This window comes from Blastococcus saxobsidens, from assembly GCF_010682065.1.
Taxonomy (GTDB): Bacteria; Actinomycetota; Actinomycetes; order Mycobacteriales; family Geodermatophilaceae; genus Blastococcus; species Blastococcus saxobsidens_B.
Window position 1 is genome coordinate 80,272 of the sequence record NZ_JAAGWG010000019.1, and the last position, 24,843, is coordinate 105,114.

27 protein-coding genes and 1 rRNA gene are annotated in these 24,843 nt (G+C 73.8%); 12 read left to right on the forward strand and 16 right to left on the reverse strand.

The window, feature by feature from the left end; translation table 11 throughout:
* The first annotated feature begins 98 nt into the window (after positions 1-98).
* On the forward strand, positions 99-956 hold the full coding sequence (locus GCU60_RS13605) for a DNA-formamidopyrimidine glycosylase family protein (RefSeq protein ID WP_163206085.1): 858 nt from the start codon (positions 99-101) through the stop codon (positions 954-956).
* Between the two features lie 110 nt (positions 957-1,066).
* Here GCU60_RS13605 and GCU60_RS13610 read toward each other — a convergent pair whose 3' ends face one another.
* On the reverse strand, positions 1,067-1,906 hold the full coding sequence (locus tag GCU60_RS13610) for a PspA/IM30 family protein (RefSeq protein WP_163206087.1): 840 nt from the start codon (positions 1,904-1,906) through the stop codon (positions 1,067-1,069).
* Between the two features lie 122 nt (positions 1,907-2,028).
* Here GCU60_RS13610 and GCU60_RS13615 point away from each other — a divergent pair, with 122 nt between their 5' ends.
* Both GCU60_RS13615 and GCU60_RS21635 read left to right on the forward strand, forming a co-directional pair.
* The gene (locus tag GCU60_RS13615; RefSeq protein ID WP_163206089.1) at positions 2,029-3,042 is read left to right on the forward strand and encodes a PfkB family carbohydrate kinase; all 1,014 of its coding nucleotides are present in this window, start codon (positions 2,029-2,031) and stop codon (positions 3,040-3,042) included.
* Positions 3,039-3,470, forward strand: a complete 432-nt coding sequence (locus tag GCU60_RS21635; protein WP_163206092.1) for a GNAT family N-acetyltransferase — start codon at positions 3,039-3,041, stop codon at positions 3,468-3,470. The genes GCU60_RS13615 and GCU60_RS21635 overlap by 4 nt, the downstream gene beginning before the upstream one ends.
* A gap of 76 nt (positions 3,471-3,546) precedes the next feature.
* On the opposite strand, the gene GCU60_RS13625 is transcribed toward GCU60_RS21635, so the two are convergent.
* The 8 genes from GCU60_RS13625 to nthA all read right to left on the reverse strand — a co-directional run bounded on the left by GCU60_RS13625 (position 3,547) and on the right by nthA (position 11,216).
* Positions 3,547-3,954: a helix-turn-helix domain-containing protein gene (locus GCU60_RS13625; RefSeq protein WP_163206094.1), complete on the reverse strand. Its 408-nt coding sequence runs from the start codon at positions 3,952-3,954 to the stop codon at positions 3,547-3,549.
* 106 nt (positions 3,955-4,060) lie between these two features.
* Positions 4,061-4,579 (reverse strand): CinA family protein, encoded by a 519-nt coding sequence (locus GCU60_RS13630; RefSeq protein ID WP_345770586.1) that lies wholly within the window; start codon positions 4,577-4,579, stop codon positions 4,061-4,063.
* 4 nt (positions 4,580-4,583) lie between these two features.
* Entirely contained in the window at positions 4,584-5,264 is a 681-nt protein-coding gene (pgsA, locus tag GCU60_RS21090; protein WP_163206096.1) for a CDP-diacylglycerol--glycerol-3-phosphate 3-phosphatidyltransferase, read from the reverse strand.
* Positions 5,261-6,667: a 30S ribosomal protein S12 methylthiotransferase RimO gene (gene rimO, locus GCU60_RS13640; RefSeq protein ID WP_345770587.1), complete on the reverse strand. Its 1,407-nt coding sequence runs from the start codon at positions 6,665-6,667 to the stop codon at positions 5,261-5,263. Before rimO ends, pgsA begins: the two co-directional genes overlap by 4 nt.
* Before the next feature lie 259 nt (positions 6,668-6,926).
* Positions 6,927-9,437: an FtsK/SpoIIIE family DNA translocase gene (locus tag GCU60_RS13645; RefSeq protein WP_163206100.1), complete on the reverse strand. Its 2,511-nt coding sequence runs from the start codon at positions 9,435-9,437 to the stop codon at positions 6,927-6,929.
* A 149-nt stretch (positions 9,438-9,586) separates the two neighbouring features.
* The gene (locus tag GCU60_RS13650) at positions 9,587-9,949 is read right to left on the reverse strand and encodes a nitrile hydratase accessory protein (protein ID WP_163206102.1); all 363 of its coding nucleotides are present in this window, start codon (positions 9,947-9,949) and stop codon (positions 9,587-9,589) included.
* A complete protein-coding gene (gene nthB / locus GCU60_RS13655; RefSeq protein ID WP_204261996.1) occupies positions 9,949-10,572 on the reverse strand; it encodes a nitrile hydratase subunit beta in 624 nt (207 codons plus the stop codon). Before nthB ends, GCU60_RS13650 begins: the two co-directional genes overlap by 1 nt.
* Before the next feature lie 5 nt (positions 10,573-10,577).
* Complete coding sequence (gene nthA, locus GCU60_RS13660; protein ID WP_163206105.1) at positions 10,578-11,216, reverse strand: nitrile hydratase subunit alpha; 639 nt, start codon at positions 11,214-11,216, stop codon at positions 10,578-10,580.
* A gap of 278 nt (positions 11,217-11,494) precedes the next feature.
* Here nthA and GCU60_RS13665 point away from each other — a divergent pair, with 278 nt between their 5' ends.
* The 6 genes from GCU60_RS13665 to GCU60_RS13690 all read left to right on the forward strand — a co-directional run bounded on the left by GCU60_RS13665 (position 11,495) and on the right by GCU60_RS13690 (position 16,719).
* Positions 11,495-13,444, forward strand: a complete 1,950-nt coding sequence (locus tag GCU60_RS13665; RefSeq protein ID WP_163206107.1) for a prolyl oligopeptidase family serine peptidase — start codon at positions 11,495-11,497, stop codon at positions 13,442-13,444.
* Between the two features lie 71 nt (positions 13,445-13,515).
* The gene (locus GCU60_RS13670; protein WP_163206109.1) at positions 13,516-14,061 is read left to right on the forward strand and encodes a sigma-70 family RNA polymerase sigma factor; all 546 of its coding nucleotides are present in this window, start codon (positions 13,516-13,518) and stop codon (positions 14,059-14,061) included.
* The gene (locus tag GCU60_RS13675) at positions 14,058-14,741 is read left to right on the forward strand and encodes a zf-HC2 domain-containing protein (RefSeq protein ID WP_163206111.1); all 684 of its coding nucleotides are present in this window, start codon (positions 14,058-14,060) and stop codon (positions 14,739-14,741) included. Before GCU60_RS13670 ends, GCU60_RS13675 begins: the two co-directional genes overlap by 4 nt.
* 79 nt (positions 14,742-14,820) lie before the next feature.
* Positions 14,821-15,525, forward strand: coding sequence for a CHRD domain-containing protein (locus tag GCU60_RS13680; protein ID WP_163206148.1), 705 nt, complete (start codon positions 14,821-14,823; stop codon positions 15,523-15,525).
* 2 nt (positions 15,526-15,527) lie between these two features.
* Entirely contained in the window at positions 15,528-16,178 is a 651-nt protein-coding gene (locus tag GCU60_RS13685; protein ID WP_204261998.1) for a sortase domain-containing protein, read from the forward strand.
* A 4-nt stretch (positions 16,179-16,182) separates the two neighbouring features.
* Complete coding sequence (locus GCU60_RS13690) at positions 16,183-16,719, forward strand: putative immunity protein (RefSeq protein WP_163206113.1); 537 nt, start codon at positions 16,183-16,185, stop codon at positions 16,717-16,719.
* Positions 16,720-16,734: 15 nt separating this feature from the next.
* Here the strand turns inward: GCU60_RS13690 and GCU60_RS13695 are convergent, their stop codons facing one another.
* From GCU60_RS13695 to thyX, 5 genes are all read right to left on the reverse strand, one after another.
* Complete coding sequence (locus GCU60_RS13695) at positions 16,735-18,435, reverse strand: RNase J family beta-CASP ribonuclease (RefSeq protein ID WP_163206115.1); 1,701 nt, start codon at positions 18,433-18,435, stop codon at positions 16,735-16,737.
* A complete protein-coding gene (gene dapA / locus GCU60_RS13700) occupies positions 18,432-19,328 on the reverse strand; it encodes a 4-hydroxy-tetrahydrodipicolinate synthase (RefSeq protein ID WP_163206117.1) in 897 nt (298 codons plus the stop codon). Before dapA ends, GCU60_RS13695 begins: the two co-directional genes overlap by 4 nt.
* 9 nt (positions 19,329-19,337) lie before the next feature.
* Complete coding sequence (locus GCU60_RS13705) at positions 19,338-19,835, reverse strand: dihydrofolate reductase (protein WP_163206119.1); 498 nt, start codon at positions 19,833-19,835, stop codon at positions 19,338-19,340.
* Between the two features lie 11 nt (positions 19,836-19,846).
* Positions 19,847-20,653: a thymidylate synthase gene (locus GCU60_RS13710; protein WP_163206121.1), complete on the reverse strand. Its 807-nt coding sequence runs from the start codon at positions 20,651-20,653 to the stop codon at positions 19,847-19,849.
* 77 nt (positions 20,654-20,730) lie between these two features.
* Positions 20,731-21,483, reverse strand: coding sequence for an FAD-dependent thymidylate synthase (gene thyX, locus GCU60_RS13715; protein WP_163206123.1), 753 nt, complete (start codon positions 21,481-21,483; stop codon positions 20,731-20,733).
* 39 nt (positions 21,484-21,522) lie between these two features.
* Between thyX and GCU60_RS13720 the strand changes: the two genes are divergently transcribed.
* Positions 21,523-22,008: a DUF1232 domain-containing protein gene (locus GCU60_RS13720; protein WP_163206125.1), complete on the forward strand. Its 486-nt coding sequence runs from the start codon at positions 21,523-21,525 to the stop codon at positions 22,006-22,008.
* Here the strand turns inward: GCU60_RS13720 and GCU60_RS13725 are convergent.
* Positions 21,917-23,128, reverse strand: a complete 1,212-nt coding sequence (locus tag GCU60_RS13725; protein ID WP_163206127.1) for a DNA glycosylase AlkZ-like family protein — start codon at positions 23,126-23,128, stop codon at positions 21,917-21,919. The two genes, GCU60_RS13720 and GCU60_RS13725, sit on opposite strands and share 92 nt — an antisense overlap.
* 65 nt (positions 23,129-23,193) lie before the next feature.
* Between GCU60_RS13725 and GCU60_RS13730 the strand changes: the two genes are divergently transcribed.
* Together GCU60_RS13730 and GCU60_RS13735 are read left to right on the forward strand one after the other, a co-directional pair.
* On the forward strand, positions 23,194-23,763 hold the full coding sequence (locus GCU60_RS13730; RefSeq protein ID WP_163206129.1) for a GNAT family N-acetyltransferase: 570 nt from the start codon (positions 23,194-23,196) through the stop codon (positions 23,761-23,763).
* Entirely contained in the window at positions 23,760-24,425 is a 666-nt protein-coding gene (locus GCU60_RS13735) for a DUF2461 domain-containing protein (protein WP_163206131.1), read from the forward strand. The genes GCU60_RS13730 and GCU60_RS13735 overlap by 4 nt, the downstream gene beginning before the upstream one ends.
* Before the next feature lie 123 nt (positions 24,426-24,548).
* On the opposite strand, the gene rrf is transcribed toward GCU60_RS13735, so the two are convergent.
* Positions 24,549-24,665 (reverse strand): 5S ribosomal RNA (gene rrf, locus GCU60_RS13740).
* Positions 24,666-24,843: the final 178 nt, after the last annotated feature.

The following is a 24,843-nucleotide window of genomic DNA, read 5'->3' on the forward strand; positions in this document are numbered from 1 at the left end:
CGTGTCAACCACACGGCCTCACCAAGCGGTTGACACGTCAAACGCCCAGCTGGAGCGAGCGGAAGGCACGGTCCACGGTCAGCGTGGATCATGGGCGTGTGCCTGAAGGAGACACCGTCTGGCTGGCGGCCAAGCGCATGAACCAGGCGCTGGCCGGCGCCACGCTGCGCCGCGGTGAGTTCCGGCTGCCCCAGCTCGCAGCGCTCGACCTCACCGGCGTGACCGTCAGCGAGGTGGTGCCCCGCGGCAAGCACATGCTCATCCGGCTGGCCGACGAGCGGACGCTCCGGACGCACTACCGCATGGACGGCAGCTGGCACATCTACCGGCCCGGCGCCCGATGGCGCGGCGGGCCCGGCTACGACGTCCGCGTCGTCCTGGCCACCGACGAGTGGGAGTGCGTCGGCTACCGGCTGCACGACGTCGAGATCGTCCCCACCAGCGACGAGGACCGGCTGGTCGGGCACCTGGGACCCGACGTCCTCGGGCCCGACTGGGACCTCGACGAGGCGCTGCGCCGGCTCCGGTCGCACCCCGACGAGCAGGTCGGCGTGGCCATCCTCGACCAGCGCAACCTCTGCGGCCCCGGGAACCTCTACAAGGTCGAGTCGCTCTTCCTCTGCGGCGTGCACCCCTGGGCCAGGGTCGCGGACGTGGACGCGAAGCTCGAGCCCCTCGTCACGCGCGCGCGGACCCTCATGCTCGCCAACCGCGACCACCCGGAGCAGAGCACCACCGGGGACCTGCGCCGCGGCCAGGACCACTGGGTCTACGGGCGCAAGGGCAAGCCGTGCCGGCGCTGCAGGACGCCGATCCTCATGGGCGACCAGGGCCCGCACCTGCAGGAACGGGTGACCTACTGGTGCCCCCGCTGCCAGGCTGCGGACTCCCCCATCGCCCCCGAGGCGCGGACCGGCGAACCGGGCCGGCCGCGGCCCCTGGCCACTCCGGGCTGAAGACGGGTCTGCCCCCACCGCCGGTGGGCGGTGGGGGCAGACGGACCTCTGCCGGCCCTCCTGCAGGGCCCCACCGCGAGCCTGCGAGCGGCGGGGGCAGGAGGGTCCTTCTACTGCTGGTCGGGCCGCTCGGCCGGCTGCGCCTCGCGCTGCTCGGCCGGCTGGGCCACCGAGGGCGCACCCTGCTCGATCGCCGCGGCGGGCGAGCTGCCCTCGACGGCCGGCGCCCCGCCGCCCATGGAGGCGCGGATCTGGTCCAGCCGCGAGGCCCCGGCGACGTCGAGGGTCGCCTTCTGCACCTCGAGCATCCGGCCCTCCACCGAGCTCTGCGCGAGCTCGGCCTGCCCCAGCGCGTTGGCGTACCGGGCCTCGATCTTGTCGCGCACCTCCGACAGGCTGGGGGTGTTGCCCGGCGCGGCCAGCTCGTTGACCTGCTTCATCGAGGCGGCGACGTGCTCCTGCATCTTCGCCTGCTCGAGCTGGCTCATGAGCTTGGTGCGCTCGGCCAGCGTGGTCTGCAGCCGCATCCGCGACTGCTCCACCGCGCCGCGGGCCTGCTCGGCGGCCTGCAGCGCCTCGTCGTGGCTGCGCTTGAGGTCCTCCATCGACTGCTCGGCGGCCACCAGCTGGGTGGCGAACGCCTGCGCGGCCTGCTCGTACTCGCCGGCCTTGGCGGCGTCCCCCTTGGCGCGCGTCTGGTCGGCGAGCTGCAGGGCCTGGCGGGCGGAGGACTGCAGCTTCTCGACCTCACCGAGCTGGCGGTTCAGCCGCATCTCCAGCTGCCGCTGGTTGCCCAGCACCGCGGCGGCCTGGTTGGCCAGCGACTGGTGGCGGCTCTGCTCGGCCTCGATGGCCTGGGCGATCTGGATCTTGGGGTCGGCACGCTGGTCGATCTGCGCGTTGGCCGACGCGGTCAGGTACTTCCACAGCTTCACGAACGGGTTGGGCATGGAACTGGGTCCTCCTGCTCCGGCACGCTGGCCGGCCCGGCGATGCTCGTCCCCATCATCGTCCCAGGTGGTCACCCTCGGCAGCCAACGCAGGCCCTCCGGGTCGCGGCTAGGGTTCGGTCGTGCCGCCCGCCAGCCCCGTCCTGTGCGTCCTCGGAGAGCTCGTCGTCGACCTGCTGCCCGTGCCGGAGGCCGGCGCCGGACCGGAGGGGACATCGCCGCAGTACGTCGCCCGCCCCGGCGGCAACGCGCTCAACGTCGCCGTGGCGGCCGGCCGCCTGGCGGCCCACGTGCGGCTGCTGGCCCGTCTCGGCACCGGCCCCCTGGCCGCGAACCTCCGCCGGCACGCCGAGCTGGCGGGCGTCGACACCGCGGGATTCGTCGACGCCGCCGAGCCGGTCAGCCTGGCCGTCGTCGGCCTCGGCGAGGACGGCTCGCCCGACTACGGCTTCCACGTCCTCGGCGCCGCCGACTGGCAGTGGACCGACGACGAGCTCACCCGCGCGCTGCCCGACGACGTCGGCGCACTGCACGTCGGCTCGATCTCCAGCTGGACCGAGCCCGGCAGCACCGCCATCGCGCGGCTGGTCGACCGCCTGGCCGGCTCCGCACTGGTCAGCGTCGACCCGAACATCCGGCCCATGCTGGCCGACGGACCGGTGGGCGCCACCCTGGGAAATGACCGGGAGTCGGTGACCCGCCGCCTGGACGCGCTGGTCTCCCGCGCCGACCTGGTCAAGGTCAGCGCCGAGGACCTGACCTGGCTGGAGCCGGGCACCGCCGACCTGGACGAGGCGGCGCGGCGCTGGGCAGGACGCGGCCCCGCCCTGGTCGTGCTCACCGACGGCGGCGCACCGCTGCGCATCGCCCGGCCCGGCGGACCGGTGCTCCGCCGGGACATCCCGCCGGTCGACGTCGTCGACACCGTCGGTGCGGGCGACTCCCTCGCAGCAGGGCTGCTGACCGGTCTCCTGGCGGCCGGCATCACCGGCCGCGCCGCCCTCGAGGCGGCCTCCGACGACCAGCTGCTGGCACTGGTCGACGACGCCGCGCTGGGAGCCGCCCTGAACTGCAGCCGGGTGGGCGCCGACCCACCGAGCCGGGCGGAGCTGATCGCCGCGCGGGCGGCGCGGTGACCGCCGGCGACCTCCGGCTGGTCGGGTTCGAGGAGCTCTCCGCCGGTGCGCTGCTGGGCAGGCTGCTCGCCAGCCGGGGCGAGTTCTGGTCCGGCAGCCAGCTGGACGACGACGCGGTCCGCGCGCTGCACGACCCGGTCTTCTTCCACCAGCTGGGCGGCTTCGGTGCGGTGGCGCTCACCGCCGACGACGAGGAAGCGGGCTACCTGCTCGGCGTGGTGAGCGCCGACCGGCTGGCCGTGGTGCACGCCGTCGCGGTGCACCCCCGGTTCCGCGGGCACGGGATCGCGACCCGGCTGCTGGAACGCTTCGCCGACCTCGCCGGCCGTCTGGCCGCCCGCTGCGGGGCGCACCCGGCGCCCTCCCCCGGGCACGCCGGCCCGGGACGCGATCGGGTGGTGTTCACCCGGGGCCTGCCGCTGCGGTGAGCGCTCAGCGTGCGGTGCACGACCCCGGGACGAACGGCGCCGTCCGACGCCGTCCCCCAGTGGCGCGGCCGGGCCGTCAGGCGGCGAGGGAGACCGCGTCGCCCTGACGGCGCGCGGCCCGGCCCTGCGCACCCGCACCGACCAGCGCGAGGGCGGGCTCGGCGGCCGGGGCGCCCTGCTCGGCGGCCGCGGCGGGCTCGGCCTCGCGGGTCTCCCCGGGTGCGGCCAGCGGGCGGACGTCGGCTCCGGCGGCGGCGACCCGCAGCTCCAGGCTGACCTCGGCGAGGAGGTCGGCCAGTTCCACCTCGAGGGCGTCGCAGATGGAGGCGAGCAGCTCCGAGGAGGCCTCCTTCTGGCCGCGCTCGACCTCGGAGAGGTAGCCCAGGCTGACCCGGGCAGCCCCGGAGACGTCGCGCAACGTGCGGTGCTGACGCAGCCGGTGGCCGCGCAGCGTGTTCCCGAGCTGGGTGCGCAGCAGCGTCATGGCCGTCTCCTGTCCTGCCTGCGGGGAAGCGGCGGTGCCGTCAGGCACCGTGCGCTCACGGTACGCGGCGCGCACGCCGTCAGCCCACCGACGGGGCCGAGTCCGCTCATGGCGTAACGCCTGTGACGGAGCTCGGCTTCCCGGCCAGCCGCTCCAGCAGCGTGCGGAACGCCGAGGCGACCGCAGCGCTGCGCACGTCGGCCCGGCCGCCGGGCAGGTCCAGCTGCGCCACGTCGGTGCGCTCGCCGTCGCTGGTGCCCAGGTAGACCCGGCCCGGCCCGTGCCCGTCCACGGGGTCGGGACCGGCCACCCCGGTCAGCCCCACGCCCCAGTCGGCGCCGCAGCGCAGCCGGATGCCCTCGGCGAGCGCCGCCGCGGTCTGCGGGCTCACCGGGCCGTGCTCGGCCAGCACTCCCTCGGGCACGCCCGCCAGGGTCGCCTTGAGGTCGGTGGCGTAGACGACGGCGCCACCGCGGAGGGTCGCGCTGGCACCGGGCACCGAGGCCAGGGCTGCGCAGAGCAGCCCGGCGGTGAGCGACTCGGCGGCGGCGACCGTCTCCCTGCGGGCGAGCAGCGCCCGGTGCACCTGGCCGGCGAGGGCCGCCAGGTCGGGGGACGCCGCCACCGGCTCAGGCCGCGGTGTCGGTGCGGGTCCCCGCGCCGGTGCCGCCGGTGCCGGGCCCGGCAGCGCGGCGGGCGGTCGCCGCGCGCATCGCCCGCGCGCTCGTCTGGCGCAGCGTGACCGCGCGGTACACGTAGTCCAGCCCCGAGAGCACGGTCAGCAGCACCGCGGCGGCCATGACCCACCAGCGCGCCGAGGCCATCAGGCCGGAGAGCGGCAGGATGTACAGGGCGATCGCCAGCGCCTGCACGACCGTCTTCACCTTGCCGCCCCGGCTCGCGGCGATCACGCCGTGGCGGATGACCCAGAAGCGCAGCAGGGTGACCCCGACCTCGCGGACCAGGATGACCACCGTGACCCACCAGGGCAGGAACGCGAGCACCGACAGCCCGATCAGCGCGGTGCCGGTGAGCGCCTTGTCCGCGATCGGGTCGGCCAGCTTGCCGAACTCGGTGACCTGACCGGTGCGGCGCGCGATCTGCCCGTCGTACCGGTCGGTGATGATCGCCAGGCCGAAGACCAGCGTGGCCCAGTAGCGGCCGGCGTCGTCCAGCCCGTCGTCCTGCAGCAGCAGCACGGCGAACACCGGCACGAAGGCCAGCCGCAGCAGCGTCAGCGCGTTGGGGAGGTTGACCAGCTTCGCCGACTGGGGCGGGGTCGCGGCCGGGTCCGGGGCGACGTCGGTCACCGCGCTCGCCGCCCGGCCGGCGTCACGGCGGGCACGAGCACGCGCGCCACCAGGTCGATCCCCTCGGTGCCGACGACCTCGGCGGTGACCAGCTCGCCGGCGACCGCGCCCTCGGGGACACCGGTGACCGTGGTGGTGCCGTCGGCATCCGGGTCCTGGTGCGCGGCGTGGCCCGACCAGGTGCCCGGCCCCTCGTCGTCGGCGAGGTCCTCGGTGAGCAGCACCTCGACGCGCTCGCCGACCCGGTCCTCGGCCCGCTGGGCGGTCAGCTCCTCGACCAGGTCGGTGACCCGCCGGACGCGCGCGTCGATCTCTGACTGGTCGAGCTTTCCGGGCAGCCGCATGGCTTCGGTGCCCTCCTCGTCGGAGTAGCCGAAGACACCGACCGCGTCCAGGCGGCCCTCGGTGAGGAAGCGCTCCAGCTCCGCGACGTCCTCCTCGGTCTCCCCCGGGAAGCCGAGGATGACGTTGGTGCGGAACCCGGCGCCGGGCGCCAGGCTACGGGCGCGCTCGATGGTGCGCAGGAAGTCCTCGGTGCCGCCGAATCGGCGCATGCGGCGCAGCAGCGTCGGCGAGGAGTGCTGGAAGGACAGGTCGAAGTACGGCGCGACGCCCCGCGTGGTGGCGATCAGCTCCAGCAGCCCCGGCCGGAGCTCGGCCGGCTGCAGGTAGGCCACCCGCACGCGGACGATGCCCTCGACGGCCGCGAGCTCCGGGAGGAGCTTCTCCAGGGAGCGCAGGTCCCCGAGGTCCTTGCCGTAGGACGTGGAGTTCTCGCTGACCAGCACGAGCTCGGTCACGCCCTGCGAGGCCAGCCACTGCGCCTCGCCGAGCACCTCGGCCGGCGGCCGGGACACGAACGCGCCGCGGAAGGTGGGGATCGCGCAGAAGGCGCAGCGCCGGTCGCAGCCCGACGCGAGCTTGAGCGCCGCCGTCGGGCCGGAGGCCAGCCGCATGCGGCGCAGCCAGTCGTGCCCGGGGATGGCGGGCGAGTCCGGCGCCGACACCGCGGCGGTCCGCTGGACGGGGCTGATCGGCAGCAGCGTCCGGCGGTCCCGTGGGGTGTGCGGCACCAGGGGGCGACCGGAGAGGACGTCGTCCAGCCGGCCGCCGATGTCCGCGTAGTCGTCGAACCCCAGGACCGTGGCCTCTGGCAGCGCCCCGGCCAGCTCCGAGCCGTAACGCTCGGCCATGCAGCCGACGGCGACGACGGAGGCGCCGGAGTCGGTGGCGGTCAGGATGGCGTCGACGGAGTCCTTCTTGGCCGTCTCGATGAAGCCGCAGGTGTTGACCAGGACGGCGTCGGCGCCGTCGGCGTCCTCGACGAGCCGGTACCCCTCCGCGGCCAGCCGGCCGGCCAGCTCTTCGGAGTCGACCTCGTTGCGGGCACATCCGAGGGTCACCACCGCCACGGTCCGGGCATGGTCGGGCGCGGCTGTCACCCGACCATCGTAGTCACCGTCGGAGCCGTCCCCACCGCTCGGCGGGGTGATCCTGATGAGGTCTCCCCCACTGCTCGCCCGATCAGGCCGCCCCGCCGCGCAGGGTGAGCCCGGGCGACGACCTCGCCCCTCTCCGCGGCCGTCAGCCGGATCAGGCCGCCCCGCCGCGCAGGGTGAGCCCGGGCGACGACCTCGCCCCTCTCCGCGGCCGTCAGCCGGATCAGGCCGCCCCGCCGCGCAGGGTGAACAGCACCGACTCCAGCTCGTCGGGCTTGATGAGGACGTCCCGGGCCTTGGACCCCTCGGAGGGGCCGACGATGCCGCGGCTCTCCATGAGGTCCATGAGCCGCCCGGCCTTGGCGAAGCCGACCCGCAGCTTGCGCTGCAGCATCGACGTGGAGCCGAACTGACTGGTGACGATGAGCTCGACCGCCTGCAGCAGCAGGTCCAGGTCACCGCCGATGTCCTCGTCGATCTCCTTCTGCTCACCGGCCGCGGAGCCGGCGGAGAAGACCTCCTCGCGGTACTCGGGCTCGGCCTGCCGCTTGCTGAACTCGACGACCGCCTCGATCTCGGCGTCGGACACGAAGGCGCCCTGGACGCGCATCGGCTTGCCCGCGCCGATCGGCATGAAGAGCGCGTCACCCATGCCGATGAGCTTCTCCGCGCCGGGCTGGTCGAGGATGACCCGGCTGTCGGTGAGGCTGGAGGTGGAGAAGGCCAGGCGCGAGGGCACGTTGGCCTTGATCAGCCCGGTGACGACGTCGACCGACGGGCGCTGCGTGGCCAGGATCAGGTGGATGCCCGCGGCACGCGCCTTCTGGGTGATCCGGACGATGTGCTCCTCCACGTCGCGGGGGGCCACCATCATCAGGTCGGCGAGCTCGTCGACGATCGCCAGGATGTAGGGGTAGCGGCGGTAGACCCGCTCGCTGCCCGGGGGCACGGTGATCTCGCCCTTGTCGACCTTGCGGTTGAAGTCGTCGATGTGCCGCACACCCGTGGACTTCATGTCCTGGTAGCGCTGCTCCATCTCCTCGACCAGCCAGGCCAGCGCGGTGGCGGCCTTCTTGGGGTCGGTGATGATCGGCGTGATCAGGTGCGGGATGCCGTCGTAGGGCGTCAGCTCGACCATCTTCGGGTCGACCAGGATCATCCGCAGCTGGTCGGGCGTCGCGCGCAGCAGCAGCGAGGTCAGGATCGAGTTGACGCAGCTGGACTTACCGGCACCGGTGGCGCCGGCGACCAGCAGGTGGGGCATCTTCGCCAGGTTGGCGCAGACGAAGCCGCCCTCGATGTCCTTGCCGAGGCCGACCAGCATCGGGTGCGGGTCCTGCTTGGCCGCGCCGGACCGGAGGACGTCGCCGAGCGACACCTTCTCGCGGTCGGTGTTGGGCACCTCGATGCCGACGGCGGACTTGCCCGGGATCGGCGCCAGGATGCGGATGTTGTCGTTGGCCACCGCGTAGGCCATGTTGCGGGTCAGCGCGGTGATCTTCTCGACCTTGACGCCCTGGCCGAGCTCGACCTCGTACCGGGTGACCGTCGGGCCGCGGGTGAAGCCGGTGACGGCGGCGTCGATGTTGAACTGGTCGAGCACGCCGCTGATCGCCTCGATGGCGACGTCGTTGGCCTTCGACCGGGCCCGCGGCGGGTCGCCGGGCCGCAGCATGGACAGCGCCGGGAGGACGTAGTCGCCCTCGACCGGCTGGATGGACAGCTGCTCCGGCTCGGTGATCGGCGGCAGGTCCTCGGGCGGGGACGTGCGGTCCACGATCGGCGGTCGCGCGGCCGGTACCGGCGGCGGGGACGCCAGCACGGTGTGCTCGGGCTCGGTGGTGCGGGTCGCCTCGGGGGCCTCGGCGTAGGCGGCGTGGTCGATGGGCCCGGTGGTGAGCAGGTCCTCCGACAGGGAACGGCGACGGCGGCTCTTGGGAGCCGGCTCCTCGTCCTCCTCCTCGTCGTCGTACTCGTCGTAGTCCTCGTCGTAGTCGTCCCGGCCCAGCAGGCGGTCGGTGAACTCACGCAGCCGCTCGGGGATCTGGTGGACCGGCGTCGCGGTGATGACGAGCAGCCCGAAGAACGCGAGCAGGAACAGCAGGACGACGGCGACGACCGCCCCCAGCCCGGCGACCAGCGGCGTGCCGACCGCCCAGCCGACGAGCCCACCGGAGCCCGGGACGCCGTTCTGCGGGTCGCCCCCGGCACCGAGCACCTGGGCGATGCCGAGGATCGAGGCGATCGTGCACAGCCAGCCGATGACCAGCCGGCCACGCGCCTCGGGACGCGGCCCGCGGCGCAGCAGCCGCAGGGCGGCGAAGAAGAGGACGACGGGCAGCGCCATCACCAGCGACCCGATGACCCAGCGGACGCCGTCGGTCAGCGCGGTCCCCACGGGCCCGATGCCGTTGCTCCACGCGGCGGCGCCGAGCACGATCGCGAGCCCGAGGACGGCCAGGCCGACCCCGTCACGGCGGTGCTCCGGGGCGAGCGGCTCGGCCTCCTCCGGCCGGGCGACCGAGCGGGCGAGCCCGCCGGCCCCCCGCGCGAGCAGGTTCCACCCCCCGCTGGCGATGCGCCAGAAACCGGGACCGGACGGCTGCTTCTTCTTGGCGGCCGGACGGCGATTGGGAGCGCGCTTGGCGGGCGGCCGCTTCTTGCTCGCCGCCGTCGATCCGGACCGGCTGCGGGTGGCGGCCGGCCGGCGCGTCGACGTGGTGCGGGCAGGCATGCGTCAGACGGTAAGCCCGCCGAGGGCCCGGAACGGGCAGGCCGGGCATCGTGTCCCCCACCTCGCCAGCTCCCCCATAACGTCACACGCACGGGAAACGGCCGTCGGACGTGCCCGGGGATCGACGGATCGGGTCGGCATTCCGTCGATCACAGCTCGATCGGCATCCCGTGCGGCGTGCGTGCGGCGGCCTCGTGCCAGGCTCTCGTCGCCCGCTCGATGTCCTCCTGGCTCGCGATGCCGCGGTTCCGGAGCATCTCTGCCAGTGCGTCGGCCCAGCGCTCGTAGTAGTCGCTGCCGTCGGGCCGGCCATCGGAGACGTGCCGCCCCAGGGTGCGCGCCCACTCCGACCACGTGAACGCACCCGCCTCGTGCAGGGTCACGGTCATCGCGAAGACCTGAGCCTGCCAGGGAGCGGCGAAGACCTGCTCGCCGCCGGGCGGTGGCAGCGGCAGCTCGGTGCCCGCAGCCGCGGAGATGCGCGCCAGCGTCGCGGCGGCGGTCGTGTCCATCAGGCGGCCTCCAGGTAGGGCTCCCAGGCGTCGATCGACACGGTGACGGTGGGGTCGGCGTCCTGGCCCCAGAGCTCCTCTGCGCGGAACTCGACGGTGTAGAGCCATTCGGGGGTGGGGTCCGGCTCCTGACCGAGCGGCACGGCATGGCGATCGGGGAAGACGTGCGCGCCACGGACCGCGAGCACGGTGCCGACCCGGCCACGCGCGTAGCGGGGCAGGCGCGTGTGCCCGCTCGGGTTGATGGTGCGGGTCCGCACCGGCTGGCCCGCCCGGAAGACCGGCCCGGCCCCGATGCGCCGCTCGTAGCTCGACCGTGACGAGAACAGCCCGGTGAGCTCCTCGGCGGTGCGCGCCCTGAGGCCCTCCCGGTCCAGGAGCTCCAGCTCGCGGACCGCGTTCTCCACCGCGCGGAACCAGATGCGGTAGTAGCTGCTGGCCAGGTACTCGGCCGGGGGCAGGGACTCGCGCTCGTGCCGCATCTGGTCGATGTTCCAGAGCCCGAGCGCGCCCAGTGCGAGCGTGATGGCGAAGGCGCGCCTCTCCCACTCGGCGTGGAACGGAGGTTCCCCGGGCTCCGGGAGGACCGGTCCGAACCCCTGCATGCCCCCCGTGTCGTGCACGCCGTTCACCGGGCGGCTCCCGACGGTGCGTGGACGAGCCCGGTGCCGATCATGCTGTCCCGGGTCACGAGCTCGGCCAGTCGCTCCTCGCTCATGCCGTCCGTCCCCTCGGGACGCAGCGGGATGACCAGGTAGCGCATCTCCGCCGTCGAGTCCCAGACCTTGATCTCGGTGCCCTCGGGCAACGAGACGCCGAAATCCGCCAGCACTCCGCGCGGGTCGATGACCACCTTCGACCGGTAGGCCGGCGATTTGTACCAGACCGGCGGAAGCCCGAGCACGGGCCACGGGTAGCACGAGCAGAGGGTGCACACCACCATGTTGTGGCGCTCGGGGGTGTTCTCCAGGGCGACCATGTGCTCCCCCTGGCGCCCCACGTGCCCCAGCGAGGCGATGGCGGCGTCCGCGTCCTCGAGCAGCCACCGCCGGTAGTCCGCGTCGGTCCAGGCCTTGGCGACGACCTGGGCACCGTTGTGCGGACCGACCTCCTTCTCGTAGCGCTCCACCACGGCATCCAGGGCGGCCCGGTCCACCAGGCCCTTCTCCGTCAGCAGGGTCTCGAGCGCGCGGACCTTCGCTTCCATCTCGGACAGTTCGCTGTACTGCGGGTGGTCGTGGTCGTGGTCGTGGTCGTGATCGCTCATCGGTGGTCGGGGCTCCGGGCCGCTCGGCGGCCCCACCGCCCCATCCCCCTTCCCTCTCGGAGGTGCGTCCCGCCCCGGTCGACCGTGCCGTCCCCGGTGGAGGGACGGTGGCTCGCCGCGGGCGCTGCGGCGCCGTCCGTCGCGAGGCATCCACTGCCCGGAGCGGCGTCCGGAACCACTGTGCACGCACGCTAGTGGCCGGTCTGCCGACCGGCTACAGGTCCGGACCGGTCCGCCGAGGTCCGACCACCCGGGCGAACGCGGCTACCGTGACCGGCATGAGCGCCCCGCTCCCCCACGGCAGCTGGCCCACCCCGATCACCTCCGAGCTGGTGGTCCGCACGGCGGCCAGGCTGGAGGAGGTCGTCGTTGACGGCAGCGACGTCTGGTGGTCCGAGGCCCGCCCGGCCGAGGGCGGCCGGTCGGTGCTCGTCCGCCGCTCCGCCGACGGCGCGGTCGTCGACGTCCTCCCCGCCCCGTGGAACGCGCGCACCCGGGTGCACGAGTACGGCGGTGGCTCGTGGACGGTCTCCGGCGGCGTCCTGTGGTTCACGGACTACTCGGACCAGCGGCTGTACCGGATCGGCACCGACGGCTCTCCCGTCGTCGTGAGCCCGGAGCCGGCGATCCCGGCGGGCGTGCGGTACGCGGACCTGCGGATCACCCCCGACGGCGTGCTGGCCGTGCGCGAGACGCACAGCGCGTCGGGTGCCGCGGCCGACGTGGTCGACGAGATCGTCCGGGTGCGACCCGACGGCGGTTCCCAGGTGCTGGTGAGGGGGCCGGACTTCGTCTCCGACCCGCGGCTGTCGGCCGACGGATCGCTGTGCTGGCTGCAGTGGGACCACCCCGCCATGCCCTGGGACGCCGCCCAGCTGGTCGTTCGGTCGGGTGACGGTAACGAGATGGTCGTAGCCGGTGGCCCCGGCGAGTCGGTGGTCCAGCCGACGTGGGGGCCCGACGGCTCGCTGTGGTTCCTCTGCGACCGCACCGACGTCTGGTCGCTCTACCGGTGGCGCCCGGACGGCGGGACGGACCTGGTGCTGGACGTCGGCAGCGACATCGCCGGCCCGCAGTGGCGGTTCGACCAGAGCCGGTTCGCCCTGATGGACGACGGGCGGATCGCGCTCGCCTACGGCCGTGACGGCGCCGACCGGCTCGCGGTCCTCTCCCCCGGCGGCGACCTCCGCGAGCTCGACCTGCCCTACGCCTCGTTCTCCTTCGTGCGCGCGCAGGGCGCCCGGATCGTCTGCGCGGCCGGCGGACCGGCGGCGGAGCGGGTGGTGCTGTCCGTCGACGCCGACGGCGGGTCCGTCGAGGTGCTGCGCCCCGCCCGCGACCTCGGGCTCGACCCGGCCTGGTTCTCCCGCCCCGAGTTCGTGACCTTCCCGACCCCGGACGACGGCACCGGCATCGAGGTGGCCCACGCGGTGGTCTACCCGCCCACCAACCCTGAGGCGAGCGCCCCGCAGGGCGAGCTCCCCCCGCTGATCGTGATGGTGCACGGTGGGCCGACGTCCAGCCACGACCGCGTGCTGAACCTCGAGATCCAGTACTTCACGTCCCGCGGCTTCTGCGTCGCGCACGTGGACTACCGGGGCTCCACCGGGTACGGCCGCCGGTACCGCGACGCGCTGCAGGGCCGCTGGGGCGTCGTCGACCTGGACGACGTCGTGGCCTGCGCGCAGCACCTCGCCGACGCCGGACGGGTGGATCCTCGGCGGATGGCGATCCGCGGTGGCTCGGCCGGCGGCTACACGGTGCTCGCCGCGCTCAGCATGCGCCCGGGCGTCTTCACCGCCGGGGCCAGCCACTTCGGCGTCGCCGACCTGGGGGCACTGGCCGCCGAGACCCACAAGTTCGAGTCGCGGTACCTCGACGGCCTGGTGGCGCCCTACGACCCGGATGCGGGCCCCTCGGGCAACCCGGTCCACGCCGAGCGGTCGCCGATCAACCACGTCGACAGCTTCGACACCCCGCTCGCCGTGTTCCAGGGCTCCGAGGACGCGGTCGTCCCGCCGTCGCAGGCCGAGGCGATCGTGGCGGCGCTGCGGGAGCGGGGCGTGCCGCACGCCTACCTGCTCTTCCCCGGCGAGCAGCACGGCTTCCGCAAGGCGGAGAACATCCGCGCGGCCCTGGACGGCGAGCTCTCTTTCTACGCGCAGGTCTGGGGCTTCGAGCTGCCGGCCGCCGAGGGCATCGCGCCGATCGAGGTCGTGGGCCGCTAGAGGTCCGGTGAACGCTGCAGCCGTGGCGGCCGTACCAACGGGACAGGTACAGGCACGGAGGGAGAACGGCTGTGGCGCGACGGCGCGAGCACGCGGCATCCCAGGAGCTCGACGTCCGCGCCGCCTACAACGCCCACGGGCCCGAGATCTACCGCTTCGCCCTGCGCCAGCTGGGGGACGGCGGCGCGGCGCAGGACGTCGTCCAGGAGGTGTTCCTGCGGGCCTGGCGCGCGATGCACTCCTATGATCCGCAGCTGGCGAGCCTGCGCACCTGGTTGTTCGCCATCGCGCGCAACGTCGTCGTCGACGAGGCGCGCAGATTCGCCGTCCGTCCGTGGCAGCGGGACCTCACCGACGGCAGCGACCTCGATGCCACGGTCGGCACGGGGGGTGCGGCCCTGGACGAGCGGCTCGTGGACTCGTGGGTGGTCGAGGAGGCTCTCCGGCGGATCAGCGACGATCACCGGACCGCGATCGTGCAGACCCATCTGCGCGGTAGGTCCCACGACGAGGTCGCCGCCGAGCTGGGCATCCCGGTGGGCACGCTGCGGAGCCGGGTGTTCTACGGATTGAAGGCCCTGCGCCTGGCGATGGAGGAGATGGGGGTGGAGCCGTGAACGAGCGACCGGCGGACGGGCACCGGGCCCTGCGGGAGCAGCTGGGGGTCTACGCGCTGGGCCACGGCACCGCCGCCGAGCGAGCCGCGGTACGCGCCCACCTCGACGGCTGCGCCGACTGCCGGGCGGAGCTGGCAGCACTGGCCCCCCTGCGGGCCCGGTTGGCCGACGCCGATCCCGCACGGCTCGACGAGGTACCGCCGGTCCCGCCGGGGCTGGGCGAGGCCGTGCTGGCCCGCATCGCGGCCGAGGAGGCCGAGCGGCCGGTGGACCTGGGGTCCCGGCGGCGTCGGAACCGGACGCTGGCCGCGGCCGCCGCGGTGGGTGTCGCGGCGGCCGGGTTCGGCGCCGGCTGGTTGGTCCGGCCGGTTCCTGAGCAGCCACCGCGCGAGGCCGTCGCCGTCCAGGTCGCGGCCGAGGACATCACCGCGTCGGCCGATGTGGTTCCGCACACCTGGGGCGTGGAGGTGCAGCTCGCCGGCCAGGGCTTCACCGCCGGGGAGGTCTACCGCGTGTCGGTCACCGAGGAGGACGGCGACGTCGTGCCCGCCGGGCAGTTCCTCGGGGTCGGGCCCGCACGGTTGGTGTGCAACCTGAACTCGTCGGTGCTCCGGGAGGACGCCGCGGGCTTCGAGGTGGTCGACGCCGACGGCTCGGTGGTCCTCCGCTCGACTTTCTGAGTGATCGGTGAACGTGGGCCGGCCGGGCTCCGTAGGTACGGGTGACCGTCCACCGATCCCAGGAGCTCCCGTGACCCGCATGCGCCCCACCGCCGCCCGAACCGCCCTCGTCGCCGGTGCCGCCGGCGCCCTCGTCCTCACGGGTGGCGCCGTCGCCTCCGCCGAGACCGAGGTGTCCCCGCCCTCGACCTTCACCAGCGCCTTCACCGCCATGGCGACGCCGGACATGGTCGTCAACTCCGACGGGGAGCCCACGCCGGGCACGGCCGGGGCGTCCGGGACCTTCACGTACCGGATCAATGCCGACCTCGAGGTCATCTGCTACGACATCTCGGTCCAGGGCATCACGCCGCCCTACGAGAGCCCCGCGAAGACGGCCACCCACATCCACGAGGCCGGTGCCGGCGAGTCCGGTCCCCCGCGGATCGCGTTCCCCAACCCCGAGGACGACGGCTCGGGCACGCTGGTGAGCAGCGGCTGCCTGGAGGGCCCGTTCACGACCGGAGTGGCTCCCGAGGGCACCGACACCGGTGAGGGCTTCACCTTGGCCGAGATCGAGGCGAACCCGTCGGCCTTCTTCACCGACACCCACACCGCGGCCAACCCGGCCGGAGCGGTCCGCGGCCAGCTGACCGAGATCCCGGTCGGCGGCGTCGAGACCGGCGCCGGTGGCACGGCCGTGGACTCCTCGTCCTCTGCGGTCCTGCCCGCAGTGGCCGGCCTGGGTGCGCTCGCCGCGGCCGGGGCGGTCGTCCTCCGCCGCCGCGCCACCACGGAGAACTGACGGTGCGCCCCGGATCCGCGGCGCTGCTCCGTCGGCTCCTGGCCGGCACCGGAGCCGCGGCGCTCCTGGTCGGTTGCGCCGGCCAGGGCGACGGCGTTTCCGGGGCCGCCTTCCCCTCCGCACCCGCGTCCAGCGCCCCGTCCGCACCGACGGACGGGGCGGGGACCGGGGCTCCGCCGGCCTCCCCCGTGGTCGATCCGGCCTCGGTGCCCGTCCCGGTCTCCGTGTCGGTGCCGGCGCTCGGGCTCTCCGAGGAGCTCGTCGACCTCGGGGTGGCCCCGGACGGAACCGCGGAGGTGCCCGCCGACTACGACCGCGTCGGCTGGTTCACCGGCGGTGGTCGACCGGGTGCACGCGGGCCGACCGTGCTCATGGGCCACGTCGATTCCACCGCTGGCCCGGCCGTCTTCTACGAACTGGGGGCACTCGAACCCGGCGACGTCGTCGAGGTGACGGTGGCCGACGGGAGCACGGCGCGCTACGCGGTGTCGCAGACCCAGCAGGTCGCCAAGGGCGAGTTCCCCACCGCTGCCGTCTTCGGTGCAACCGCCGCCGACGTGCTCCGGCTGATCACCTGCACCGGCGACTTCGACTCCGGCGCCCGCAGCTACACGGACAACCTGGTCGTCACCGCCGAGCGCCTGCCACGATGACGGCGTGGTGGTCGGCGGGAACGACATCGAGCTGAGCGCCGAGGACCTGCGGGTCGTCGTGCGCTACGCCGTGGAGGCAGCCGTCGAGGTGCTGCCCCTCGTCGAGCAGGACCACCCCACGGACCTGCGTGCCCGAGCCGCCGTCGACGCCGCCTGGGCCTTCGTCCTCGGCGCGGAGCGGACCAACCTGCAGCGCTCCACCGCGGTGGAGGCGCACCGGGCGGCGAGGAGCGCGACGAGCGAGGCCGCCGCGCACGCAGCCCGAGCGGCCGGCGATGCGGCCGCGGCCGCCTACCTGCACCCGCTGGCGAAGGCGACCCAGGTCGGTCACATCCTGGGCTCGGCCGCGCGGGCCGCACGCGCGGCCGAGGCGGCGGCCGGGGACGACCCCTCGGTCGGGGACGAGTGGATCGAGCGGGCCCGTCGTCGCGCGACACCGCGACTCGTCGAGGTCCTCCGTCGCTACCCGTCCGCTCCGACCGGAGCCGGCCGGGTCGCCCGCCTTCTGTCCGCGTTGGACACCGGCCTCCGCTCCGGTTGAGCTACCGCGCTTCCCTCAGACCTCGAGGACGGTGGGGATGATCATCGGGCGGCGGCGGTGCTTGTCCGACACCCACTTGCCCACCGTCCGGCGGATGATCTGCGACATCCGGTGCGCGTCGACGTCGTCGTCCTGCAGCGCCCGCCGCAGGTTGTCCTCGACGAGGCGCAGCACCTCGTCGAAGGCCGACGGGTCGTCGGAGAACCCCTTCGTCGACAGGTGCACCGGCCGCACGATGGTGCGGGTGGACGGCTCGACCACCACGGTCAGCGCCACGAAGCCCTCGTCGCCGAGGATCCGGCGGGCCTGCAGCGACTCCTCGCCGACGTCGCCGACGTTCAGCCCGTCGACGTACACGTTGCCGATCGGCACCGAGCCGACGATCGTCGCCTTGCCGTCGACGAGGTCCACGACGACGCCGTCCTCGGCGAGCAGGATGCGGTCGGTGGCCATGCCGGTCTCCTCGGCGAGCTTGGCGTGCGCCCGCAGGTGCCGCCACTCCCCGTGCACCGGCATCAGGTAGCGCGGCTTGGCGACGTTGAGCAGCGTGCGCAGCTCACCGGCCGGCGCGTGCCCGGAGACGTGCACCCGCGCCGTCTCCTTGTGCACCACGGTCGCGCCCAGCCGGGCCAGCCCGTTGATGACCTTGTAGACCGCGGTCTCGTTGCCCGGCACCAGGGACGAGGCGAGGACGACGGTGTCGCCGGCCTCGATCGTGACCTGGTGGTGGTCGCCGCGGGCCATGCGCCCCAGCGCCGACAGCGGCTCGCCCTGCGACCCGGTGCTCACCAGCACGACCTGCTCCGCCGGCATCTTCGCCGCGTCGTCCAGGGAGACCATCAGGCCCGGCGCCACGTGCAGCAGCCCGAGGTCGCGGGCCACCCCCATGTTGCGGACCATCGAGCGGCCCACCAGCGCGACCTTGCGGCCGTGCTTGTCGGCCGCGTTGAGGACCTGCTGGATGCGGTGCACGTGGCTGGCGAAGCTGGACACGATCAGCCGCTGGGTGGCGCGGGCGAAGACGTCCTCGAGCACCGGGCCGATGGACCGCTCCGGGGTGACGAAGCCGGGCACCTCGGCGTTGGTGGAGTCGGCCAGCAGCAGGTCGATGCCCTCGACGCCGAGCCGCGCGAACGCGCCCAGGTCGGTGAGGACGCCGTCGAGCGGCAGCTGGTCCATCTTGAAGTCGCCGGTGTGCACCAGCACGCCCGCCGGGGTGTGCACCGCGACGGCCAGCGCGTCGGGGATCGAGTGGTTGACCGAGATGAACTCGCAGTGGAACGGCCCGGCCAGGTGGTCGTCACCGGCGGTCACCTCCACCAACGTCGCGTCCAGCCGGTGCTCGCGGAGCTTGGCCGCGACCAGCGCCAGGGTGAACCGCGAGCCGACCAGCGGGATGTCCTCGCGCATGCGCAGCAGGTACGGGATGGCCCCGATGTGATCCTCGTGCCCGTGGGTGAGGACGACGGCGACGACGTCGTCGAGGCGGTGCTCGATGACGCCGAAGTCCGGCAGGATCAGGTCGACGCCGGGCTGGTCGGCCTCCGGGAAGAGGACGCCGCAGTCGATGATCAGCAGCTTCCCGTCGAACTCCAGCACGGCCATGTTGCGGCCGATCTCGCCGAGGCCGCCGAGGGCCATGACGCGCAGGCCGCCCTCGGGCAGCGGCGGCGGCGCCTTGAGATCGAGGTGCGGTTGGGTGACCTGACCACTCACAGGGGTACGCCTCCAGCGGCGAGGTCGTCGCGCAACTGCGCGAGCTGTTCGGGGGTGGCGTCGACCAGCGGCGGCCGGACGGGACCGGCGGGCAGGCCGAGCGCGTTGAGCGCGGCCTTCACCGTGATGACGCCCTGGGTGCGGAAGATGCCGGTGTAGACCGGCAGCAGGCTCTGGTTGATCGACCGGGCGGTGGCGAGGTCGCCGCCTTCGACGGCTGCCAGCATCTCGGCCAGACGCGGGCCGACGAGGTGGCTGACGACGCTCACCATGCCGACGCCGCCGAGCGCCAGGATCGGCAGGTTGAGCATGTCCTCGCCGCTGTAGTAGGCGAGGTCGGTGCGCGCCATCGTCCAGGCCATCGCGCCGAGGTCGCCCTTGGCGTCCTTGACCGCGACGATCCGCGGGTGCTCGGCGGCCCGGACGAGGGTCTCCACCTCGATCGGCATCGCGGTGCGGATCGGGATGTCGTACAGCATGATCGGCAGCTCGGTGCTGTCGGCGATCGACGTGAAGTGCCGGAGCAGGCCGGCCTGCGGCGGCCGGTTGTAGTACGGCGTGACGACCAGCAGGCCGTGCACCCCGAGCCGCTCGGCGGACCGGGTCAGCTCCATCGAGTGCGCGGTGTCGTTGGTGCCGACGCCGGCGACGACGGTCGCCCGGTCACCGACGGCGTCCAGCACGGCCTCCAGGACGGCGTGCTGCTCGGCGTCGCCGACCGTCGGGGACTCCCCCGTCGTGCCGAAGACGACCAGCCCGTCGCTGGCGCACCGGTCGACCAGGTGCGCGGCGAGCTGCTGGGCCCCGGCGAGGTCGATCGAGCCGTCCTCGGCGAACGGGGTGACCATCGCCGTCAGGACGCGCCCGAACGGACGGGCTGGGTCGGTGGTCATGAGGTGAATCTACCCAGCGGCGGGGACGGTGCCCCGCGCGTACTCCGACACGGCGAAGCCCAGCCCCTCCGCGGTCGACACCGACCACCCCTCGGTCGGGACGCGGGACGTGCGCACCCAGCCCTCGTCGAGGGCCGGCGCCCAGGTGTCGCCCGCCACGGCCAGGTCGATGTCGGTGACCAGGAGCCGGTCGGCGTGCGGCAGGAAGGCCGCGTAGACCGCTCCCCCGCCGATCACCCAGAACGTGTCGTGCTCGGCGAGCACCTGCTCCACCGAGCCGGCGCGGAGCGCCCCGTCGGCCGCCCAGCCCGCGTCGGAGGTGAGGACGACGTTGACCCGCCCGGGCAGCGGCCGGAACCGCTCGGGCAGCGACTCCCAGGTGCGCCGGCCCATGACGACGGTGGAGCCGGTCGTCGTCGTCCGGAAGAGCTTCAGGTCCTCCGGCAGGTGCCACGGCAGCCCGCCGGCGGCGCCGATCACCCCGCCCCGGGCCTGGGCCCAGATCATCCCGACCCTGCTCACACCGCCACGGCTGCCCGGATCGCCGGGTGCGGCTGGTAGCCGTGCACCCCGAAGTGCTCGTAGGTGTAGTCGAACAGCGAGGGGGCCGGCGCCAGCTCCAGGGTCGGGAAGGAGCGCACCTCGCGGGAGAGCTGCTCGCGCACCTGCTCGACGTGGTTGCTGTAGATGTGGCAGTCACCGCCCACCCACACGAAGTCGCCCGGCTCCAGGCCCACCTGGGCGGCGATCATCTTCGTCAGGAGCGCGTAGCTGGCGATGTTGAACGGCACGCCGAGGAACATGTCGGCGCTGCGCTGGTAGAGCTGGCAGGAGAGCCTGCCGTCGGCGACGTAGAACTGGAAGAACGCGTGGCAGGGCGCCAGCGCCATGTCCGGCAGCGCGGCCACGTTCCACGCCGAGACGATCATGCGGCGGGAGTCGGGGTCGGTGCGCAGCGTCTCCAGCAGGTTCGCGATCTGGTCGACGTGGTCGCCGTCCGGCGTGGGCCACGACCGCCACTGGACGCCGTAGACCGGGCCGAGCTCCCCCTCCGGCGAGGCCCACTCGTCCCAGATGGTGACGCCGTTGTCCCGCAGCCAGCCGACGTTGCTCTCCCCGCGCAGGAACCACAGCAACTCGACGGCCACCGACTTGAAGTGGACCTTCTTGGTGGTGACCAGCGGGAAGGTCTCCGACAGGTCGTACCGGAGCCGCTCGCCGAAGAGGCTGACCGTGCCGGTGCCCGTGCGGTCCTGCTTGGGCGTGCCCTGCTCCAGGATCCGCCGCAGGAGGTCCTCGTACTGGGTGTCGATCGGCGCAGCCACGGGTCCGAGCCTACGACCGCCCGCCGACAGCACCGAGGTCGCCGGGAACACCCGCCACACGCGCCGCGCGGGTGCGCTCAGCCCTCCGTGACGAACGGGCTCGCAGCCACCTCGGTGCCGTCGGCCAGCGCGCTCATCCGGAAGTCGCCGAAGACGTTGCCGGCCACCCGCTGCAGCTCGCGCAGGCAGGCGACCGCCAGCTCGCGCATCTCGACGTCGGCGTGCTCGCTGGCCCGCATGGCGATGAAGTGCCGCCAGGCCCGGTAGTTGCCCGTGACGACGATGCGCGTCTCGGTCGCGTTGGGCAGCACCGCGCGGGCCGCCTGGCGGGCCTGCTTGCGGCGGAGGACGGCGTTGGGCCCGTCGGCGAGGCGCTGCTCCAGACCCTCCAGCAGCGCGCCGTACGCGGCGGCGGCGGCCTCGGTCGCGGCGAGGAACCGGGCGTGCAGCTCCGGGTCCGCGGCGATCACCGCCGGCTCCACGACGGCGGCGTCGTGCTCGGGGACCCAGCGCTGGGAGAGCTGGCTGTAGGAGAAGTGCCGGTGGCGCACCAGCTCGTGGGCGAGCGACCGGGAGATGCCGGTCAGGTACATCGTGACGCTGCCGTGCTCGAGCACCGAGAGGTGGCCGACCTCGAGGATGTGCCGCAGGTAGCCGGCGTTGGTCGCCGTCGCCGGAACCGGCTTGTCCCAGGACTGGTAGCAGGCCCGTCCGGCGAACTCGGCGAGCGCCTGACCGCCCTCGGCGTCGGTGTCCCACGGGACGTCCGCCGGTGGGGTGAACTGCGTCTGCGCGATGATCTGGACCCGGAGCGGCGCGACCTCTGGCACGCACCGAGCCTACGGCCGGGCGCCCGGCACACTGACGGCGTGGACTGGGTGCGGGTGCTGCTGACGGTGGCCGGCGGGCTGCTGCTGGTGTGGCTGCTGCTGCTCGCCGTCCTCTGGCGGACCCGGCCCGACGGGCTCACGGTCCGCGACGGGCTGCGCCTGCTGCCCGACGTCGTGCGGCTGGTGCGCCGGCTGGCCGCCGACCGCACCCTCCCCCGCGGCCTGCGGGTACGGCTGTGGCTGCTGCTGGGCTACCTGCTGTCGCCGGTCGACCTGGTGCCCGACGTCGTCCCCGTCCTCGGGTATGCCGATGACGTGGTGGTCGTGGCCTGGGCGCTGCGCTCGGTGGTCCGCGCCGCCGGCGAGGAGGCACTGGTGCGGCACTGGCCGGGCGAGCCGGCCGGCCTGGAGGTGGTGCGGCGGCTCGCCGGCCTCACCCGGCGCCCAGGGCGCGATCGAGGTCCGGCCACAGATCGCCCCGCTGGGCGACGACGACGTCGCTCAGCCCCATCCACCCGGCCATGAGCCGGAGCTCCTCGGCGAGCGCGGCCGCCACCCCGGGCCGGTCGACCCCCTCCTCGCTGTGCGCGGCCTGGACGCGCAGGACCCCGGCCTGCCGGTCGGCCTTGAGGTCGACCCGGGCGACGAGCCGATCACCCAGGAGGAACGGCAGCACGTAGTAGCCGTGCACCCGCTTCTCCGCCGGCGTGTAGATCTCCAGCCGGTACCGGAACCCGAAGATGCGCTCCACGCGCGGGCGCTCCCAGACCAGCGAGTCGAACGGGCTGAGCAGGGCGCGCGCCCGGATCCACCGGGGTCGCCGGGCGGCCGGGTCCAGGTACGCCGGGCGAGCCCACCCGGCGACCTCGGCCGGCTGCAGCTCGCCGGCCTCGACCAGCTCGGCGATCGCGGCCCTCGCATCGGCCGGGGTGAGGCGGAAGTAGTCGCGCAGGTCGGTCTCGGTGGCCACCCCGAGGGCGCGTGCGGCCGTGCGGACGAGCTCGCGGACGGCGTCGGGCCGCGACGGGGTCGGGACCGCCAGGACGTCGGCGGGCAACACCCGCTCGGGCAGGTCGTACACCCGCTCGAAGCCGGCGGTCCGCGCGGTGGCGGTGAGCGCACCGGTGAAGAACAGGTACTCCAGCGCGGCCTTGCCGGCATGCCAGTTCCACATGCTGCCGGGGCGGTTGGGGCGCTCCTCCTGCAGCTGGCTGGCCTTGAGCGGACCGTCGACGCGGATGCGGTCGAGCAGGGCGGCCACGTACTCGGGCCGTTCGCGCTGGACACGGGTCATCGAGCCCCACGCCTCCTGCTCGGCGGCCGCCATGCGCCAGCGGAGGAACGGGTGCAGCCGGGCGGGGAGGAAGGAGGCCTCGTGCGCCCAGTACTCGAACAGCTCGTGCCGCCGGTTGGAGAGCGCGTCGAGCACCGGCCGGGGGTAGGGGCCGAGCCGGCTGAAGGCGGGCAGGTAGTGGGAGCGGGACAGCACGTTCACCGAGTCGATCTGCAGCACCGCGAGCCGGTCGGTGAGCCGGCGCAGCTGGCGCGTGCCGACCGCGGTGGCAGGTCGGGGCTCCGCGAACCCTTGGGCCGCGAGGGCGATGCGCCTGGCCAGCGCGGCGGGCAGCCGTTCCACAGCGGTCACGCCGTCCGATCCTGCCGCCCGGGTACGACGTCCGCGGCCCGGGGCCGGGCACCTACGCTGCCCGGGTGACCTCGCTGCCGCCCTTCCCCCGCCTCACGGGGTCGGCCGACGTCTCCGTCCGCCCGGCCCAACCCGGCGACGCCCCGGCGATCGCCCGCGTGCAGGCCACCACCTGGCGGACGGCCTACCGCACGGTCCTCCCAGCCGCCGTGCTCGACGAGTGGGACGACGGTGCGGTGACTGCCTCCTGGGCGGCCGCGGTGGCGTCCCCACCCACGTCCCGGCACCGCGTGCTCGTCGCGCTCGAGGGCAACCAGGTGGTGGGCTTCGTCGGTGTCGCGCCGGTCGAGGACGACCCCTCAGCGGCCGAGGTGGGTCCCTTGCTGGTCGAGCCGAGGTGGGGCCGCCGGGGCCACGGCAGCCGGCTGCTCGCCGCCGTCGCCGACCTCGCGACTGCGGACGGCGTGACGCGGCTCCAAGCGTGGCTGCTGGAATCCGATCGGCCCTCCGCGGACTTCTTCGAGTCCGCGGGCTGGGCGGCCGACGGCTGGGCCAGGACGCTGGAGACCGGGGCCGCGCCCCTCCGGGAGCTGCGCTGGCACACCGCGCTGGACGACGAGGACGGGACCTCATGACCTTCGACGGCTTCCCCGACGAGGGCCTGGTCTTCTACGAGGGCCTGGAGGCCGACAACAGCAGGACCTTCTGGACGGCGCACCGCGCCACCTACGAGGCCCACGTGCGCGCCCCCATGACGGCGCTGCTCGAGGAGCTGGCACCGGAGTTCGGCACCGCCAAGGTGTTCCGCCCCTACCGCGATGTGCGCTTCAGCCACGACAAGACGCCGTACAAGACGCACCAGGGCGCCGTCGTGACGCCCGAGGGGCGCGGCGCGGGCTCCTGGTACGTGCAGATCTCCGCCGACGGGCTGCTCGTGTCGGGCGGGTGCTGGCGGCTGGAGTCCGACCAGGTCGCCCGCTACCGCCGCGCCGTGGCCGACGACGTGCAGGGCCCGCGACTGGCGGCCGAGGTCGACCGTCTGCGCGTCGGCGGCTGGGACATCGAAGGCGACCGCCTGGTCCGGGTGCCGGCCGGCTTCTCCGCCGACGACGACCGCATTGACCTCCTCAAGCACCGCTCCCTGCACGCCACCCGCCACTGGACGCCCGAGGAGTGGCTGCACACCGCGGCCACCCTCGACCGCGTGCGGACGTCCTGGCGGGACCTGGTGACCCTCAACGCGTGGTTCGCCGACAACGTCGGAGCCACCACGAAGGAACCCCGCCCCCGCCGCTGATGCAGCGTCCACCCGGGCATTCAGTGCACTTTCTGCCGGGCAGAAGGTGCACTTTCTGGCGCCGGTGTTCCGGGAATGGCGAAGGGGCCCCAGCACGAATGCTGGGGCCCCTCCATAAAGTATGTCCGGCGGTGTCCTACTCTCCCACCCCGTCTCCAGGGCAGTACCATCGGCGCTGAGAGGCTTAGCTTCCGGGTTCGGAATGTGACCGGGCGTTTCCCTCTCGCCATGACCGCCGTAACTCTGTGAACATGTACGAACCATCGACTGGTTCGTGCGTTCAGAACCGCACAGTGGACGCGACAATCATCTTGTTGACCTGACAACCCGTAGCAACAGCCGTGGGTAGGTGTGTGTGGTCAAGCCCTCGGCCTGTTAGTACCGGTCAGCTCCACACCTTGCGGTGCTTCCACTTCCG

Coding starts and splice junctions, on each gene's coding strand:
- GCU60_RS13610 (WP_163206087.1), bottom strand. CDS start 1,906: ATGCCCAACCCGTTCGTGAAGCTGTGGAAGTACCTGACCGCGTCGGCC.
- GCU60_RS13625 (WP_163206094.1), bottom strand. CDS start 3,954: ATGACGCTGCTGCGCACCCAGCTCGGGAACACGCTGCGCGGCCACCGG.
- GCU60_RS13645 (WP_163206100.1), bottom strand. CDS start 9,437: ATGCCTGCCCGCACCACGTCGACGCGCCGGCCGGCCGCCACCCGCAGC.
- GCU60_RS13650 (WP_163206102.1), bottom strand. CDS start 9,949: ATGGACACGACCGCCGCCGCGACGCTGGCGCGCATCTCCGCGGCTGCG.
- nthA (WP_163206105.1), bottom strand. CDS start 11,216: ATGAGCGATCACGACCACGACCACGACCACGACCACCCGCAGTACAGC.
- GCU60_RS13665 (WP_163206107.1), top strand. CDS start 11,495: ATGAGCGCCCCGCTCCCCCACGGCAGCTGGCCCACCCCGATCACCTCC.
- GCU60_RS13680 (WP_163206148.1), top strand. CDS start 14,821: ATGCGCCCCACCGCCGCCCGAACCGCCCTCGTCGCCGGTGCCGCCGGC.
- dapA (WP_163206117.1), bottom strand. CDS start 19,328: ATGACCACCGACCCAGCCCGTCCGTTCGGGCGCGTCCTGACGGCGATG.
- GCU60_RS13705 (WP_163206119.1), bottom strand. CDS start 19,835: ATGATCTGGGCCCAGGCCCGGGGCGGGGTGATCGGCGCCGCCGGCGGG.
- GCU60_RS13735 (WP_163206131.1), top strand. CDS start 23,760: ATGACCTTCGACGGCTTCCCCGACGAGGGCCTGGTCTTCTACGAGGGC.